This window comes from Flavobacterium sp. JLP (genome assembly GCF_015350755.1).
Lineage (GTDB): Bacteria > Bacteroidota > Bacteroidia > Flavobacteriales > Flavobacteriaceae > Flavobacterium.
Genome location: NZ_JADKPS010000001.1, coordinates 1,203,487 through 1,218,236, shown reverse-complemented (window position 1 = coordinate 1,218,236; position 14,750 = coordinate 1,203,487). Strand labels below are relative to the sequence as shown.

General features: G+C 32.0%; 14 protein-coding genes and 1 tRNA gene. 2 read left to right on the top strand and 13 right to left on the bottom strand.

Going from position 1 to position 14,750, the window contains the following annotated elements; all coding sequences use genetic code 11:
* Positions 1-196 precede the first annotated feature (196 nt).
* Positions 197-1,216 carry a proline-specific peptidase family protein gene (locus IRZ83_RS05425; protein WP_194567354.1) on the bottom strand — a complete coding sequence of 340 codons (1,020 nt, stop codon included), beginning with the start codon at positions 1,214-1,216 and terminating at the stop codon, positions 197-199.
* A gap of 275 nt (positions 1,217-1,491) precedes the next feature.
* Here IRZ83_RS05425 and dcm point away from each other — a divergent pair, with 275 nt between their 5' ends.
* The gene (dcm, locus tag IRZ83_RS05420; RefSeq protein WP_029268392.1) at positions 1,492-2,454 is read left to right on the top strand and encodes a DNA (cytosine-5-)-methyltransferase; all 963 of its coding nucleotides are present in this window, start codon (positions 1,492-1,494) and stop codon (positions 2,452-2,454) included.
* 5 nt (positions 2,455-2,459) lie between these two features.
* Here dcm and IRZ83_RS05415 read toward each other — a convergent pair whose 3' ends face one another.
* The 7 genes from IRZ83_RS05415 to IRZ83_RS05385 form a co-directional block, all read right to left on the bottom strand.
* Positions 2,460-3,215, bottom strand: a complete 756-nt coding sequence (locus IRZ83_RS05415; protein ID WP_194567323.1) for a hypothetical protein — start codon at positions 3,213-3,215, stop codon at positions 2,460-2,462.
* Positions 3,212-4,120 carry a group I intron-associated PD-(D/E)XK endonuclease gene (locus IRZ83_RS05410; RefSeq protein WP_194567321.1) on the bottom strand — a complete coding sequence of 303 codons (909 nt, stop codon included), beginning with the start codon at positions 4,118-4,120 and terminating at the stop codon, positions 3,212-3,214. The genes IRZ83_RS05415 and IRZ83_RS05410 overlap by 4 nt, the downstream gene beginning before the upstream one ends.
* A 381-nt stretch (positions 4,121-4,501) precedes the next feature.
* Positions 4,502-4,924 carry a response regulator gene (locus IRZ83_RS05405; RefSeq protein ID WP_029268399.1) on the bottom strand — a complete coding sequence of 141 codons (423 nt, stop codon included), beginning with the start codon at positions 4,922-4,924 and terminating at the stop codon, positions 4,502-4,504.
* Positions 4,925-5,303: 379 nt separating this feature from the next.
* Positions 5,304-7,817, bottom strand: coding sequence for a cation-translocating P-type ATPase (locus tag IRZ83_RS05400; protein ID WP_228520661.1), 2,514 nt, complete (start codon positions 7,815-7,817; stop codon positions 5,304-5,306).
* Between the two features lie 13 nt (positions 7,818-7,830).
* Entirely contained in the window at positions 7,831-8,640 is an 810-nt protein-coding gene (locus IRZ83_RS05395; RefSeq protein ID WP_194567319.1) for a universal stress protein, read from the bottom strand.
* A gap of 78 nt (positions 8,641-8,718) precedes the next feature.
* Positions 8,719-9,198, bottom strand: a complete 480-nt coding sequence (locus IRZ83_RS05390; RefSeq protein WP_194567317.1) for a hypothetical protein — start codon at positions 9,196-9,198, stop codon at positions 8,719-8,721.
* A gap of 15 nt (positions 9,199-9,213) precedes the next feature.
* Complete coding sequence (locus IRZ83_RS05385) at positions 9,214-9,354, bottom strand: hypothetical protein (RefSeq protein WP_194567315.1); 141 nt, start codon at positions 9,352-9,354, stop codon at positions 9,214-9,216.
* A 401-nt stretch (positions 9,355-9,755) separates the two neighbouring features.
* Here IRZ83_RS05385 and IRZ83_RS05380 point away from each other — a divergent pair, with 401 nt between their 5' ends.
* Positions 9,756-10,358: a 2,3-bisphosphoglycerate-dependent phosphoglycerate mutase gene (locus tag IRZ83_RS05380; RefSeq protein ID WP_194567313.1), complete on the top strand. Its 603-nt coding sequence runs from the start codon at positions 9,756-9,758 to the stop codon at positions 10,356-10,358.
* Positions 10,359-10,632: 274 nt separating this feature from the next.
* Here the strand turns inward: IRZ83_RS05380 and IRZ83_RS05375 are convergent, their stop codons facing one another.
* The 5 genes from IRZ83_RS05375 to ribB form a co-directional block, all read right to left on the bottom strand.
* Complete coding sequence (locus tag IRZ83_RS05375; protein WP_194567311.1) at positions 10,633-11,718, bottom strand: adenylate/guanylate cyclase domain-containing protein; 1,086 nt, start codon at positions 11,716-11,718, stop codon at positions 10,633-10,635.
* A gap of 319 nt (positions 11,719-12,037) precedes the next feature.
* Positions 12,038-12,559: a hypothetical protein gene (locus IRZ83_RS05370; RefSeq protein ID WP_194567309.1), complete on the bottom strand. Its 522-nt coding sequence runs from the start codon at positions 12,557-12,559 to the stop codon at positions 12,038-12,040.
* A gap of 421 nt (positions 12,560-12,980) precedes the next feature.
* Positions 12,981-13,065: transfer RNA gene (locus IRZ83_RS05365), tRNA-Ser, on the bottom strand.
* A gap of 150 nt (positions 13,066-13,215) precedes the next feature.
* The gene (locus tag IRZ83_RS05360; protein ID WP_029268515.1) at positions 13,216-13,614 is read right to left on the bottom strand and encodes an acyl-CoA thioesterase; all 399 of its coding nucleotides are present in this window, start codon (positions 13,612-13,614) and stop codon (positions 13,216-13,218) included.
* A gap of 1 nt (position 13,615) precedes the next feature.
* The gene (gene ribB, locus IRZ83_RS05355) at positions 13,616-14,749 is read right to left on the bottom strand and encodes a 3,4-dihydroxy-2-butanone-4-phosphate synthase (RefSeq protein WP_029268517.1); all 1,134 of its coding nucleotides are present in this window, start codon (positions 14,747-14,749) and stop codon (positions 13,616-13,618) included.
* Position 14,750: the final 1 nt, after the last annotated feature.

Here is a 14,750-nt window from a genome sequence, read left to right as displayed (position 1 = left end):
TGAGAAATACTCCGGCAGGATCTGCTGAAGTGAAAAATGTTTTGAAAGAAGAAATTTCATTTATTGCAAGCTTTTTAGAATCTCTAATCTTCCTTTATTTTTTCAATAAGAGGAATGCAGAAGAAAGAATATTGGTAAGAGAATATAGTTTTTCGTTTATATTCTTGATAATGAGTTGATTGCTTTTTATGTGGTTTTAAAATTTCTTAGAGTCAACATCATTTATAAAATCAATAACGCCATTCATAAATATCTTTTGGTCATCCCACATTGCTAAATGACTCCCATTTGGGCAATACAAAAAGCGACCCTTTTTGACTAATTTGCTCTGCTCTTCCATAGCTTTCGGATCCATAGTGTCATATTTTGCACCAATCATTAATGTTGGTATATTTATTTCATGTAAACGATTTTTAATGTCCCATTTTGCTAAGCGTCCACTGATTCCAAACTCGCTTGGTCCTTGCATCATGGTATAAATTTCGCCATTAACATGTTTACTGGCTCGATTTAGTCCATCTGGCCATTCTTTTAATCTACAAAGATGCTCCTTGTAAAAATTTGGAATCAATAATTCCATATATCTCGGGTTGTTAAAATCTTTTTTTGCTTCGAGAGATCTTATCTCTGCGAGTATCTCTGGTTTCATTTGTTTTGATAATACTTCATTAGCGTATTTTCCGTAATCGGGGGCACTTGCCATCATATTAGAAACTAATAATCCTTTTAAATTTTGTTGATATTTTAAAGCATATTCCATTGCAAGAATTCCGCCCCAGGAATTTCCTAATACATAAAAGTTATTATTATCAGCTCCTATTGCCTTACGGACTTGTTCAACTTCTTCGACAAAACGTTCTGTTGTCCATAATGTGCTGTCTTTTGGCTGATCGCTATAGTAAGATCCTAGTTGGTCGTATTCATAAAATTCAAAACCTTCACGTTGAAAGAATGTTTCAAAACACTCCATATATTCATGGGTCATGGCAGGGCCGCCGTGTAATAAAAGTATTTTAATTTTTGGATTATTTCCAAAACGTTTTGTCCAAACTTTAAACTCGCCAACTGGAGTCTTTATTTGGATCATTTTAACTCCTGCAGATTCTACATTTCCATTTTTTTCGTAGGTAAAATATTCTGGCAATGTAACAGATTGGCTTTCTTTTTTACATGAAGCAGTTAATATTATTGCTGATAGCAGTAGAATGCGACGCATATTTTTAGAATTAAAGATTATTTCTTTCTGCATTTATTTAAAACTAAAGTACGAATTAAACATATAAGTTATTATGTTAAAGGCTGTAAAGGCTGCATTTTCTGAATTAAGAACTTTCAAAATATATTTTAGCTAAAAAATATGATTTTTATAAAGTTGAAATCGTTTTTATTTTGAATTTTAAAAAGCAATATTTTATTCGATTTTGAATAGCTATCTTTGTAAAAATGATTACGTACAATTAGAGTCGCATACTATAATTAGCAATATATAAAATGAGCAATAAATTTACTGTTGGAAGTCTATATGCAGGGATTGGTGGAATTTGTTTAGGATTTAAAAAGTCAGGTTTTGATTTACTTTGGGCAAATGAATATGATAAAAGTGCATGTATTACGTATAGAGAAAACTTTAAGCATAATTTAATTGAAGGTGATGTATTGCAATTAGATGTCGATGGAATTCCTAAAATTGATGTATTGACAGCAGGATTTCCTTGCCAGCCTTTCTCGGTTGCTGGATACAGAAAAGGTTTTGACGATAACAGAGGAAATCATTTTTTTAGAATATTAGACTTTGTAGATACTATGAGGCCAAAAGTTGTATTCTTAGAAAATGTAAAAAATCTTGTTACTCATGACCATGGTAATACAATGAAAGTTATTGAAAAATCTTTGCGAGACAGGAAATACTCTTTTCAATCTAAAGTTTTGAATACTAAGGATTATGGAAATATTCCTCATAATAGAGAGCGTATCTTTATGGTTGCATTTGACACATTAGCAATTGAAAATCCAGAAGCCATTTTTGAATTTCCTAAAGAGGATAAATTAACTAAAACCATAAAGGATTTAGTTATCAATGAAAAAGTAGAAGATGATTTTTATTATAGAGAAGATCGTTACATGTTTGATATGCTTCAAAAAGAAATGACTTCTGATAAAACAGTTTATCAATTCCGAAGACAATATGTAAGGGAGAACAAATCAAATGTTTGTCCTACGTTAACGGCTAATATGGGTACAGGCGGACATAATGTCCCTTTGATAAAAACAGATTTTGGCTTTAGAAAATTAACACCTAGAGAATGCTTACGTTTTCAAGGTTTTCCTGACACCTTCAAAATTCCTAAAATTGCAAATTCACATTTGTATAAACAAGCGGGTAATTCGGTTAGTGTACCTGTGATAGAAGCAGTGTCAAAAAATATAATGAAGGTTTTAAAATCTATTAAGTAATTTTTTTATTGAAGAGTTTTTATAAGTTCTTCAATGTCTTTCATATATCCACATTGAATATAGTAGTTTTCAGCATCCATTTTAGTACTTTGATTTAAAATGGAATTTTGAGGCAATATATTGTTATCTGAAATTGTTTGTATTAAATCATCTGTGGTACAATATCCTGCAATATCGTATGTCCAAGTTGAAGAAAAGATTAGTTCTTGAATATCAGATTTCGGAATACTGTCATTGAATATTAGTCGTTTGTTTCGGAATAATCTTTTTATATCAGGATTAATGCGCACTAAAATAAAATAGTCATATGAAGACGTTAATTCGGTATTAAGGTTTGGAATGTATTGTGCTTTTGTGTTCCAGTCTTTAGTTTCAAGCAATAAAAGATTAGATTGGAATGCTGCAGATTTCACATTGATTTTTTTATCATTAATTGTTAAATCAGAATCATCCCATATCCCTTCTTTATATATCCCAAAGTCTAGCTCGCTAGATTTAATAGCGTTTGATTTAAAATAATTGTATAATATAACTTCTGCTAATTTCCCCTGAAAAGTATTGCAAAATTTTTCTCCATTTTTCCTTCCATACTGGCCACCAGTTCTGGTTGATCTGTGATGACCTGCTCCAAAGCACATTTCATAAGCAAAGTTTAAAACTTTTTCTAAATCAGTTTTATCTATTTGGCTGCCTTTAAAAGGTTTTCGATTATTAACAGTGTAATAATCAGCATCTAGTTTTTTTTGAAAATCTAGTTTCATAATTTTCTAGTTTCTGCAACTTCTGCTATTATATTCCAGTTTTCTTTGTATTGTATTAAAGTGTTTAGATTTATGCTGGTAATTTCGCTTTCGTCTAGACTATCTACATGACTCATCGGAATTAAATAGCAAATTCCAATTTCTTTATCTACAGCAACATAAATATCACAATCTGCAGAAGTAATTCGCTTTCCTTTGTTTGTTATATGTGTATGGTCGATGCCTTGTCCGCCACGATCCCTGTCTTTAAAACTTATAGCATTACTGCTTGAAACACCTTTAATTTGAAGTCGTAATAAAACATTATTAAAATCGACGACAGCATCATATCTGCTAGAACGAACGTCCACATTCGAGCAGTTATATCCAGCCAGAATTGCCCTTGCCAAAAATAAAAATTGTGCACTGTCTCCAGCATTAGCCGTCATCACTCCTGTATTTATATTTAAGAGATTTGTTGGAAATCCGTTTGAGAAAATGAAATCATATTGTTTCTCTAATATTTTTCTTAAAGAAGTTTTTGTATATGCGAATTGATGTTGATTTGAAATACTGTTTTGAATAAAATTCAAAGCGTTAATAATGAATTCATCTTTGTTTATTTCGTTGATTAAAGTGCTCTGAAGTACTTCATCATAAAAAGATTGCAGATCTGATTTTGTTATTAAATGCAGGTTAGCAATTTCGGTTATTTTAGCTTTTACAAAATGCTTATCTGTAAATTCTTTTATAAGTTGTTTACTAAATTCACTTTCATTTAATCTTGTGATAAAATATCCTTTCAAAAAGGTTTTTAAGTTTGTTATTGAGCCAAATAATGCTAATCCTTCTTTGCTTAAGCTGAAATTAACATCGTTTATTTCTTGTATGTTTAATTGAATAAATTCGATCTGTTTATCATTCATGTTCAATTGAATCAGGTATATGTTTTTATTCCTTTAATAAAAAATAAATTACTAAAAAGTAATGCGAATTTACTTATAAAAAATTAAAATTTGTAATGAATATTAAGTGCACGAATTTTATTAAAAAGAAATTTTTAGTTTTTAAATTTAAATAAACAACTTCTATTAAGATTAAACCAGTTTGATATTTTTTTGAGATTTTGATTTTAAGTTTATATAGACAAATGATTTGTGATAATGCAAAGGATTCAAAGTTTTGTCTTCTGTAAAGCTTTTTGTTTATTATTGTATGATTAACGAGTTCAGATAAATGCGATATTGAAAGCAATGATTAATATTCTAGATAAACGCAGCACTTTTAAAATATTTAAAGCAGCAAATTTATGTATTTGGATGAACGCAGTTTTTCCAGTATTCAAGTACAGTATTGACAATTGATTTTGTTTTATGATAGTCATTTTCTTTTCTAAAAAAACCTTGAATACTAAGTGTAGTATAAGCTTCTTCGATAGCATTTTCCGTTGCGGCGGTTGAATAAAAAACGAACGGTATACTTTTTTTTCTAAGAACCGGTTCAGCATCTATTAGTCGCTTTAATTCCAGACCATTCATAATTGGCATGTTCACATCGCAAAAAATAATCAGCATTTTTTCATTACTTGTGCATAAGTAAGAAAGTGCTTCTTCTCCATTAGTTTTCCAGACGATTTTGTTAGTGTTGCCAAGAGATACAATTACATCTTCTAAAATCTCTTTGTCATCTGCATCATCTTCTATTATTAGAATATTACCGTTCTTTATCATTTTATTAGTTTTAAGAGTATATAAATGTATAAAGTTTATTTAACATATTCATAATTAGAGTATAAAGTATTTTTGAGCATTTTGATATATTTAGCTGAACCCTTTTTAATAGGCTGTTCTCTTTTGCATATTCGACACAATTTTGTGCAAATTATTCTGCAAATAGAAATGCCTTAGATATTTAGAATTTCTTGTCCTAAATTCTAAAGAAGTTATTTAAAAACAAGTCGACTCATATCTTCAACAGCATTCATATGCAGGAATAATTATTGGTTTTACTGTATTATTTATTACTTTTCTTAAATAGTTTAGAAGGTGCCAATGAAATGCTGTTTTACTCGAAATTACAGACATCTAATACAATTCAAAGTCAAATAACTCAGGCTTTGAATTCCTTAAAATTCCGTTTCCATAATTTTACCAATTCATACCAGATTACAGATAAAAAACCTACCCCAATTGCCATACACAGCAAAGGAATACTAAGAGATTCGAAAGCAAAGAATTTTGCAAACGGTTTTATGTAAAGCAATATTCCGGTAATGAAAATGGTAATACTTATAATTAATGGAACTAAATTATTTTTGTAAAGTAATGTTGTAAAAATGGAATAATAAAAAGAGCGATTCATTAATGTCAAAAAGATATTGGCAGTTACCAATACAATAAAAACCATAGTCCGGGTATACTGTTCTTTATATCCATTATAGATACAATATTGATAGGTAAACAGTGTTCCGATAGTGATCATCAATCCTTGAATTATACTGGTGGAGAGTTCCTTCCAATTAAAAAATGTAGAAGTGAAAGGTCTTGGTTCCTGTGCCATAGTGTTTTTTTCCATTGGCTCATTTTCATATACAATCGAGCAGGTTGGACCCATTATCAATTCTAAAAAGATAATGTGAATAGGGGAAAGTATATTAGGATATCGCCAGCCCAGTACTAGTGGGATAAAAACAGTAAGTATAATTGGAATATGTATTGAGATAATGAACTGAATTGATTTTTTTATGTTCGCATAAATCTTTCTTCCCATGGCAATGGCATGCACCATTTTCGATAAATCATCATTGACCAAAATAAGGGACGCTGCCTGCTTGGCAATTTCAGTTCCTTTTTTGCCCATGGCAATTCCGATATGAGCGGCTTTTAGTGCCGGACCATCATTTACTCCATCACCTGTCATAGCAACAATTTCCTTATTTGATTTCAGCGCATTGATAATTTTCAGTTTAGCCTCAGGAAACATTCTGGTAAATAAAGTAGTGTCTCTAACGCATTTTTTGAGTTTTTTGTTAGTGAGTTTCATCAGCTCATCTCCAGAAATACTTTTTTCATATCCTTTAAAACCGATTTGTTGAGCGATAGATGAAGTAGTCAGAGAATTGTCTCCAGTAATGATCTTTACATTGATTCCAGCTCTATAAAAATGCTGTAAAACGAGTTTGATATTTTTTTTTGGAGGATCATAAAAGGCTAATAATCCTATGAATTCAAATTTAAATTCCTGTTGGGTTTTAGGATAATGCGAAGTGGTGTTTTGAGTTTCTCCTACTGCCAGAACACGATAACCTTCCTGTGATAATTCTTGTATTGCTTTTAGAATTATTGTTTTATTATCTGAAGTAATTACGGATAATTTCATTAATGCTTCTGCGCCTCCTTTTGCAGCGATGATTTTAGTACCTGATTTATTTTCAAAAATATGCGTCATCATAGGTGGCTTTCCTGACAAAGGATATTCATGTACCAGTTTGAAATCGGGTCTCTGGTCTTTTTCAATTACTTTCGAATATGCTTCATGAAGTGCGATTTCCATAGGGTCAAAAGGAATGGGTTCACTTGCCCACATTGATAGGGTTATTAATTTTTTCTCCTCTTCAGATATTGAGCCCTCTAATTCTGTAATTTTCTCTGATTTTAAAGAAAAAATTTTAGCCAGACTCATTTTGTTTTGTGTAATGGTGCCTGTTTTATCAATACAAATTACGGTCGCACTCCCTAATGTTTCGACTGTTTTCATTTGTTTGACAATAATTCCTTCTTTCATCATTCGCCATGCACCAATAGCCATAAAGGTGGTAAAAGCGATTGGGATTTCTTCAGGCAGGATACTCATCGCCAAGGTAAGCGCTTTTAGCAAACTGTCGAATACATTAAAAGTGTGAAAATAGTTGATCCCCCATACAATAAAAAAAACTACGGCTCCGGCGAGAGCCATTTTTTTTACGAAATTGCTAATCTGAATTTCTAAAGGTGTTTTTTCTTCTTTTATTCCCTCCAGGCTTTTGCCTATTTTGCCCAGTTTGGTTTCGCTTCCAATGGCAGTAACTGTTGCAATGGCTAATCCGCCTACCACAGTTGTCCCCTGATAGATTGCATTGTCGTCGGTTGCTTTATCTTTGCTGACTGCCATAGATTCTCCAGTAAGAATCGATTCATTTACAGAAAAATCATTAGAATGACATATAATTCCATCGGCAGCAATTAAAACGCCTTCTTCTACCAGAAGACTGTCTCCAATAACAATTTCTTCTGTTTTTATTTCTACTGAATTACCATTTCTAATGACTTTGCATTTGGGTCTGGTGAAATTTTTCAACTGCTCTAAAGCATTTCGACTTCTGGCATTTTGATAAGATGAAATAGCCGCAATCAAAACAATTGCTGAGGCTAAAAAGAAACCATCAGCAAGTTTTCCGCTAAGAAAATAAATGCTTGATGCAATGAAAAGCAATATCATCATGGGTTCCTTGATTATTCGAATCATCGCAAGAGTATAACGGTTCGTCTTTTTATATAAAGATACATTTTGACCATATTTCTTTCTTGCCGCAAGTACTTGAGCAGTTGTTAAACCATCTGTATTGAATTTGTTTGTAATCATCATTAAGCTGCTTTTTTTACTTTCTGAAAACAAGAATAGGAGTATGTGTGTCAAAACCAAATTCCTTGGTTTTACTCGATAGAAAATGACGTTCAAACCAATCACGGTTTTGTTTGGTAAACATCACAATTATTGAGGGTTTTACCTTGAGGATATCTACTTTTAAATGATTGAGTAAAGAATATTCAATATTTAATTTTTTAAAATTAAACGAGACTTTTTCTGATTTATAGTTTTGTGCAATCTGATTAAAGCTTTCTTTAAAATCACCCTGATCTAATAAATCATTGTAGTGATACACTGCAATCTCTGCAGCAAACAGAGTGGCGAATTTTTTAACAAAAGGGAGTTCAACACCTAGTTTTACAAGATCTGAGGCATACAATAAAAGATTTATTGGCTTCATGCGATAGGTATAAGGGACAAGCAAAACTGGAATAGGGGAAGTAGTAACCAGTTTTGCAGCAGTAGTTCCTATCAAATGATTAAATATTCCGGGACCTGATGTATTAATACAAATAAAATCGGCATGGCATTTTTCAGCATAAGCAATAATGGTCGTGTCCACTTGAGTATTGTTCTCAGTTACAAATTCTACTTTGCCAACTTCTTTTTTAGTTGTTTTGTAAATAGATAGTATGAATTTTTTAAGTTTATAATCCTGCGTGGTTTTTTTATAATAATTATCGATATTATCCTCAAAGGTTTTTGTGTTTACACTATAAAATATGAGTTCACAGGGAGTTTGAGAAGCAAATTGGATGGCAAATCGTATACCTGCTCTTGAGATATTTGAGAAATCGGTGGTAACAAGTAATTTTATCATGGTATTTACTTTAAAACTTAAATTTTAATTTTGAGGTATATCTAAATTTATTTCAGTAGTTTTTAGAGTATGATTTTTTTATTTGAGCTTCATTTCATTGAGTTTTAGATTTAGTTTTTTCCATTTTGTTTTGTCTAAATGAAGCGTATCTATATCTGTTGTCCACTCTATAAAAGGTGCTAAACGATAAATACTGACAACACGTTTTTTGTAGCCAAATGCAAATCGGTCTCCTCTAAGCTGATAATTAATGGTTTTAGCTGGATTGTCGATATTGCTGTAAAGCACTGTTTGAGTTTTCCAGTCTCCTCCCCAGGTAAAAAAAGCTTTGAGTACACATAAGATACCAATAATTATAGCTACAGAAATAATAGACCAGTTGGTTTGTAATTTTTTAAAGAATTGACCAATAATGATTACCAATGATGACGTGGCAAAAAACAAAAAAAAGAAATGTACCCGATAATCATTAATATTAAACTGGGTATAGCGGTTGAGCAGAATTATACTTATCGAGATTACAAAAATGACAGCAATGAAGGGGTTCAGTTTTTTCATCTTTTGGGTACTTTTTTATTTATGAATTTCATTTACTTTACGCATAAAATCTGCTGTTGCAGGAACTGTGTCAGTTAGCAGTATGGCACTCTGAACCCAGACCGGCCATATAATTTGTGCAATAATCAAATAAAAATAAGTGATACTTGTTTGCATGTAGGACCATTTTTATTAGGTATAAACAGCTGTAGCTAGTGAGCGATGTTGTATTTTTTTATGGAGACAACCTCAATAACTGAAAGGACGATCCCAGCAGTGAAACTGGCTGTAGCAGAAAAACACATAAGGAAATAGAGTTAGTTATTGGTTTTAGCTGGGTTTGACTCTTCTGCCTACAGTATCCATAAGAATAGTGGCTGTCAAAGCGGCCAGTGCGATAAGTGCGAATAATGTTTTCATGATTGTAATTTTTAGAATATTGAATTTTTAAATCTGTCTAGCAAATTTGACCCAAAACAACTAATTGAGAAATGATCATAAACATTGCAATAAGTGATCTGGAACATTTTTTTTAGCTATTTTTACGTTAGCTTTGATATTAGTTTTAAAGAAAAAAAATGGCACTATTAATCTTTGTCAGACATGGACAATCGCTTTATAATTTAGAGAATCGTTTTACAGGAATTCTAGATATTCCACTCACTGATCTTGGAAAAGAACAGGCAAAACTGGCAGGACAAAAATTAATAGGTTATGTTTTTAATATAGCATACACTTCGATGCTTACAAGAGCACAGGAGAGCCTGCAGATTATCCTGAATGAAATGAAGGCAACGATTCCTATTGTTAAAAATAAAGCTTTTAATGAGCGTATGTACGGCACTTTGCAAGGGCTAAACAAAGATGAAACAGCACAAAAATATGGTTTGGGCCAAGTGGATATCTGGAGAAGAAGTTACGATATATGTCCTCCCGGAGGAGAAAGCCTTTTAGACACTTACAACCGTGTAGTTCCTTATTATAAATTAGAAATAGAGCCTAAATTAAAAAAAGGAGAGAATGTATTACTGGTAGCTCATGGCAACAGTTTAAGATCCCTAATGATGTACCTTGAAAATATAAATCCACTTGAGATTGTTAAAGTAAATATTGCAACCGGAATACCAAGGGTGTATAATTTTGAGACAAGCCTCCTTCTTTCCAGTGTAAGTGATTTATAGTTTGTAATATTGTATCAGTTCATAATATAATCTCATTAGTGAGCACAATAATAAACAATTTTAAATAAAAAAGCAGAAAATATTATCCCCTGTTTTTGTGTTTTACAACATTGCTTAACTGGCAGGGAGCATGAAGTAATGGCAATGTTGAAAAAAGGAATTTCTTTTTAAACATAAAATGAAGAGTATAGATCACAAAAATTAAAGCTCCAAAATCAATTGATTTTAGAGCTTTTAAATATTGTCAGGTAAGAGTATACAAATTTAATTATTTTTAATTCAAAGTAAATAATTCAAATTGCTCGTCCTTGCCCCTCAAAGTGTTTTTTCCTAGTGATTGTACTTTATAGTATGTATTAAGGTCAAGCTTTTCAGCAAGCAGGCCAGATAAAAGAATATCAACATTATATTGATTACAAAGTCCTTCAATTCGTGCTGTTGCATTAAGTACATCACCGGTAAAAATAATTTCTTTTTTTAATACTCCAATTTCTCCCGTTGTAACTTTTCCACAATGCATTCCTGCTTTAAATTGTGGTGATAATCCATATTTTTCTTTATACCCAGCTGATTTGTCAAGCAAGGATTGTTTCATAGCAAAAAAGCAGCGTATACAAGTATTGTTTTTAAGACCTTTTTCCAATCTCCAAGATATAATCATCTCGTCACCTGCATATTGGTATATTTCACCGGAATACTCAATTACAGGGTCGCTCAGATCTGAAAAATACTGTTGGAGCATCTGAAAATATACTACATGTCCTAGTTTTTCTGCAATCTGTGTAGAGGATTTCATATCCAGAAACATAAATATCCTCTCTTCTTCTACAGGCTTGTAGTATTTTCCGAGAAAAAAATTAGTAAGAAGGCCAGTACCCATACTTTCACTTACCTCGGTATAGAACTGGGCTATAAGAATAATGCTGGCAATGTACGTTAGGATTCCAAGAAAGGAATAATCATTAAAGAAGGCCCACATCACAAGCCAAAAGCCCTTGCTGTAAATTGCTGTTGGCATTTCTTTAGCGGTTGTCAGAAATATTATGATGAGAAGGAAGATAATGATAAGCAGGTAAACAGAAGATTTATATAAAATCTTTTTTGTGAAGCAAATATGGATGAAGTATTTTTTAAAATAAAGGATTTCAAGTATACCAATTATGGTTCCAAATAAAGTAGCCAGCAGTGGAATGACTATAATATTTCGGCCAAAAATATATTCATTACCCGATGAGGGATAAAAGTTAAGTTCACCTAAAAGTCCTCGTTCAAGGATAGTGTAAATCAAACTAAATACAAGCCATATGATACCAAATGGTAAAATGCGTGCAATATATCTTTTATATTTTGGTGTTATCATCTGAGTAGATAAATCTCAAAGATATTCATTTTTGTGATGCTGATGATTAACCTTTTGCGGAAATAAATCATTATCATGACCTGAACAATAGTATCGCTGTCAGGATCTGCAAAAAAGGAGAGTGTTTGTTAAGTAAGGTATATAGTTGTTTTTTATAAAAATAACAGAAAAAAATCTTAATTTTTGTAATAAAAGCGTAATTCCATAATTGATATGTTGTTTTCACACACCAAATATAGGGCATGCAAAATTTTACAATTTTAATTTACAGATAAGTTTCGGTCTTTATGTAAAGAGGTATTTCGATATTGCAAACCGTTTATGATCTGGATTTTAATTTATATGAATATTCATGCCTGTTTATCCATTTAGTCTCTCCTATAAACTGGACATCTTTTCTTTTCTTGAAAGCTGTTTTACTAATAGTATAAGTGTATCTCAATATCGCTGGTTTATTATCGTTTCCATCTTTACCTGGTTTTTCGGTAATAATTTCAATTTCGCCATTTTCTAGTTTTTTCCTTAATTTTATTAATTCATTGTCAATATATTCACCGTTAGATGAAATTGTTAGAGTATCAACTGAATTTGCACTAGGTTCTTTTGGATAAATATTTGAAAAAATAAATTTATTTGTTTTATCAAGCCTTTTAATTTCCAGTTCTGCTGACATCGTATAAGGTTTGCCTGATGAATAGTCTAGATATGTCAGAGTACCTTGCCAATTGCCAACCAATAATTTAAAGTCGCTTGCAGAAGTCTTATTCTTTTCCTGCGCATTACTTAAGATAATATTAAGTAGCACAATAATAATGCTTAAAGTTATTTTTAGTTTCATCATTTTTTACATTTTTTTGTGTTATTGCCAAACTGGATTATAAATATCGTAGTCGAAGGAGTTTCAATTATAATAAGTTACTGCTTAGTCTTCTGTATTATTTATCAATTTATCTAAGTCGGTAAATGTTTTTTATCCATATAAATATATTAAAAATGATATTAAAATGCAATTATTTAATCTTTGGATTATCTGTATCAGGTGTTTGGTTGTCGCGGTGATGAATTCGTTTGCAAAAGTTAAATCAAGATTTATTTTGGCTGTAAGCAAGATAAAGTTTTGTGACTTTTGCATACAGAAGGGATTTCGAATCGTACAATTTGAAATAAAAGAAAAAACCCTGCAAATCGTTGGATTTGCAGGGTTTACCGCTCTTTTTGGCCTTTTTTGAAAATTTTATTTTTTCTTTGTTTTCGGGCCTTCGCGGAGAAAGAGGGATTCGAACCCCCGGACCTGTTACAGTCAACAGTTTTCAAGACTGCCGCATTCGACCGCTCTGCCATTTCTCCAGTATGTTGCGATCATTTGCTGATTGCGAGTGCAAATATAAGACGGTTTTTCGGTTATCAAAACTTTTTCAGGACTTTTTTTGAAACTTTTTTTAAGAAATTTTCAAGTGCTTAATTATCAGTATTCCTGAAAAAGATATTTCTTGAAAATTATTTTAAATCGTCTAAAATTGGCACAGGTTTTTTGTTTTCATCAACGGCAACAAACGAAAAAGTTCCTGAAACTACAGTTTCGCGAAGCTCTGAATACATTTGTTCCATGAAAATATCAACATGAATCTTACAGCTGGTTCTTCCGACATTAATCACTTTTGCAACTAATTCAATTAAAGTTCCGGCTGGAATTGCTTTTTTAAAATCAATTTGGCCAGTCGATATTGTAACCACTTTTTTTCGGCTAAAACGCGTCGCACAAATAAAAGCAACTTCATCCATAAGATGAAGTGCAGTTCCTCCAAATAAAGTGTCATAATGATTCGTTGTACTCGGAAAAACGGCTTTAAAAATGTGCGTTTCAGATTTTATAATTCTTTCTTCGATTGTACCCATATTAGTAGCTTACATATTCGGTGATTTCAAGTCCGTATCCAATCATTCCGACACGTTTCGTTTGCTCAGTATTCGATACTAATCTAATTTTAGAGATATCAATGTCATGTAAGATTTGAGCGCCAATTCCGTAATCTTTGCTGTCAATGATTACCTTTGGAGCTTTCATTGTACCTTCTGCCTGTAATGTTTTAAGTTCTGCAATTCTATTTAACAAATTAACAGCAGACATATCTTGGTTGATAAATAAAACAGCGCCTTTGCCATTTTCATTAATTACTTTAAACATGTCGTCTAATTGCTGTTCAGCATTGTTAGTTAAGGTACCTAATAAATCATTATTTACCTGAGAAGAATTTATTCTAGTTAATATCGGTTCTCCAAGATTCCAGGTTCCTTTTGTTAAGGCAATATGAATTTGTTTATTTGTTGTTTGCTCGTAAGCTCTCAGTCTAAAAGTTCCAAAACGAGTTTCGATATCAAAATCTTCTTTTTTAACGATCAAGCTATCGTGCTGCATTCTGTAAGCAACTAAATCTTCAATCGAAACTAATTTTAAATTAAATTTCTCAGCTACTTTTACCAATTCAGGCAAACGAGACATTGTACCGTCTTCATTTAAAATTTCGCAGATAACACCTGCTGATTTAAAACCGGCTAATCTTGCGAAGTCAATTGCAGCTTCTGTATGACCAGTTCTTCTTAAAACACCACCTTGCTTAGCTACTAAGGGGAAAATGTGCCCAGGTCTTGCTAATTCATGTGGTTTAATACTCGAATCTGTTAATGCTAAAACAGTTTTAGATCGGTCTGCTGCAGAAATTCCTGTCGTTACACCGTGTCCTTTTAAATCAACAGAAACTGTAAAAGCAGTTTCCATATGATCTGTATTATTGGTAACCATTGGTCTTAGGTCTAATTCCTTGCAACGGCTTTCAGTTAGTGGTGCACAAATCAATCCGCGTCCGTGAGTAGCCATGAAATTGATCATCTCTGGCGTTACTTTTTCGGCTGCCGCCAAAAAGTCGCCTTCATTCTCACGATCTTCATCATCTACTACAATGATTACTTTACCTTGACGAATATCTTCTATAGCTTCTTCAATGGTGTTTAGTTGTATTTTTGTTGTTGACATA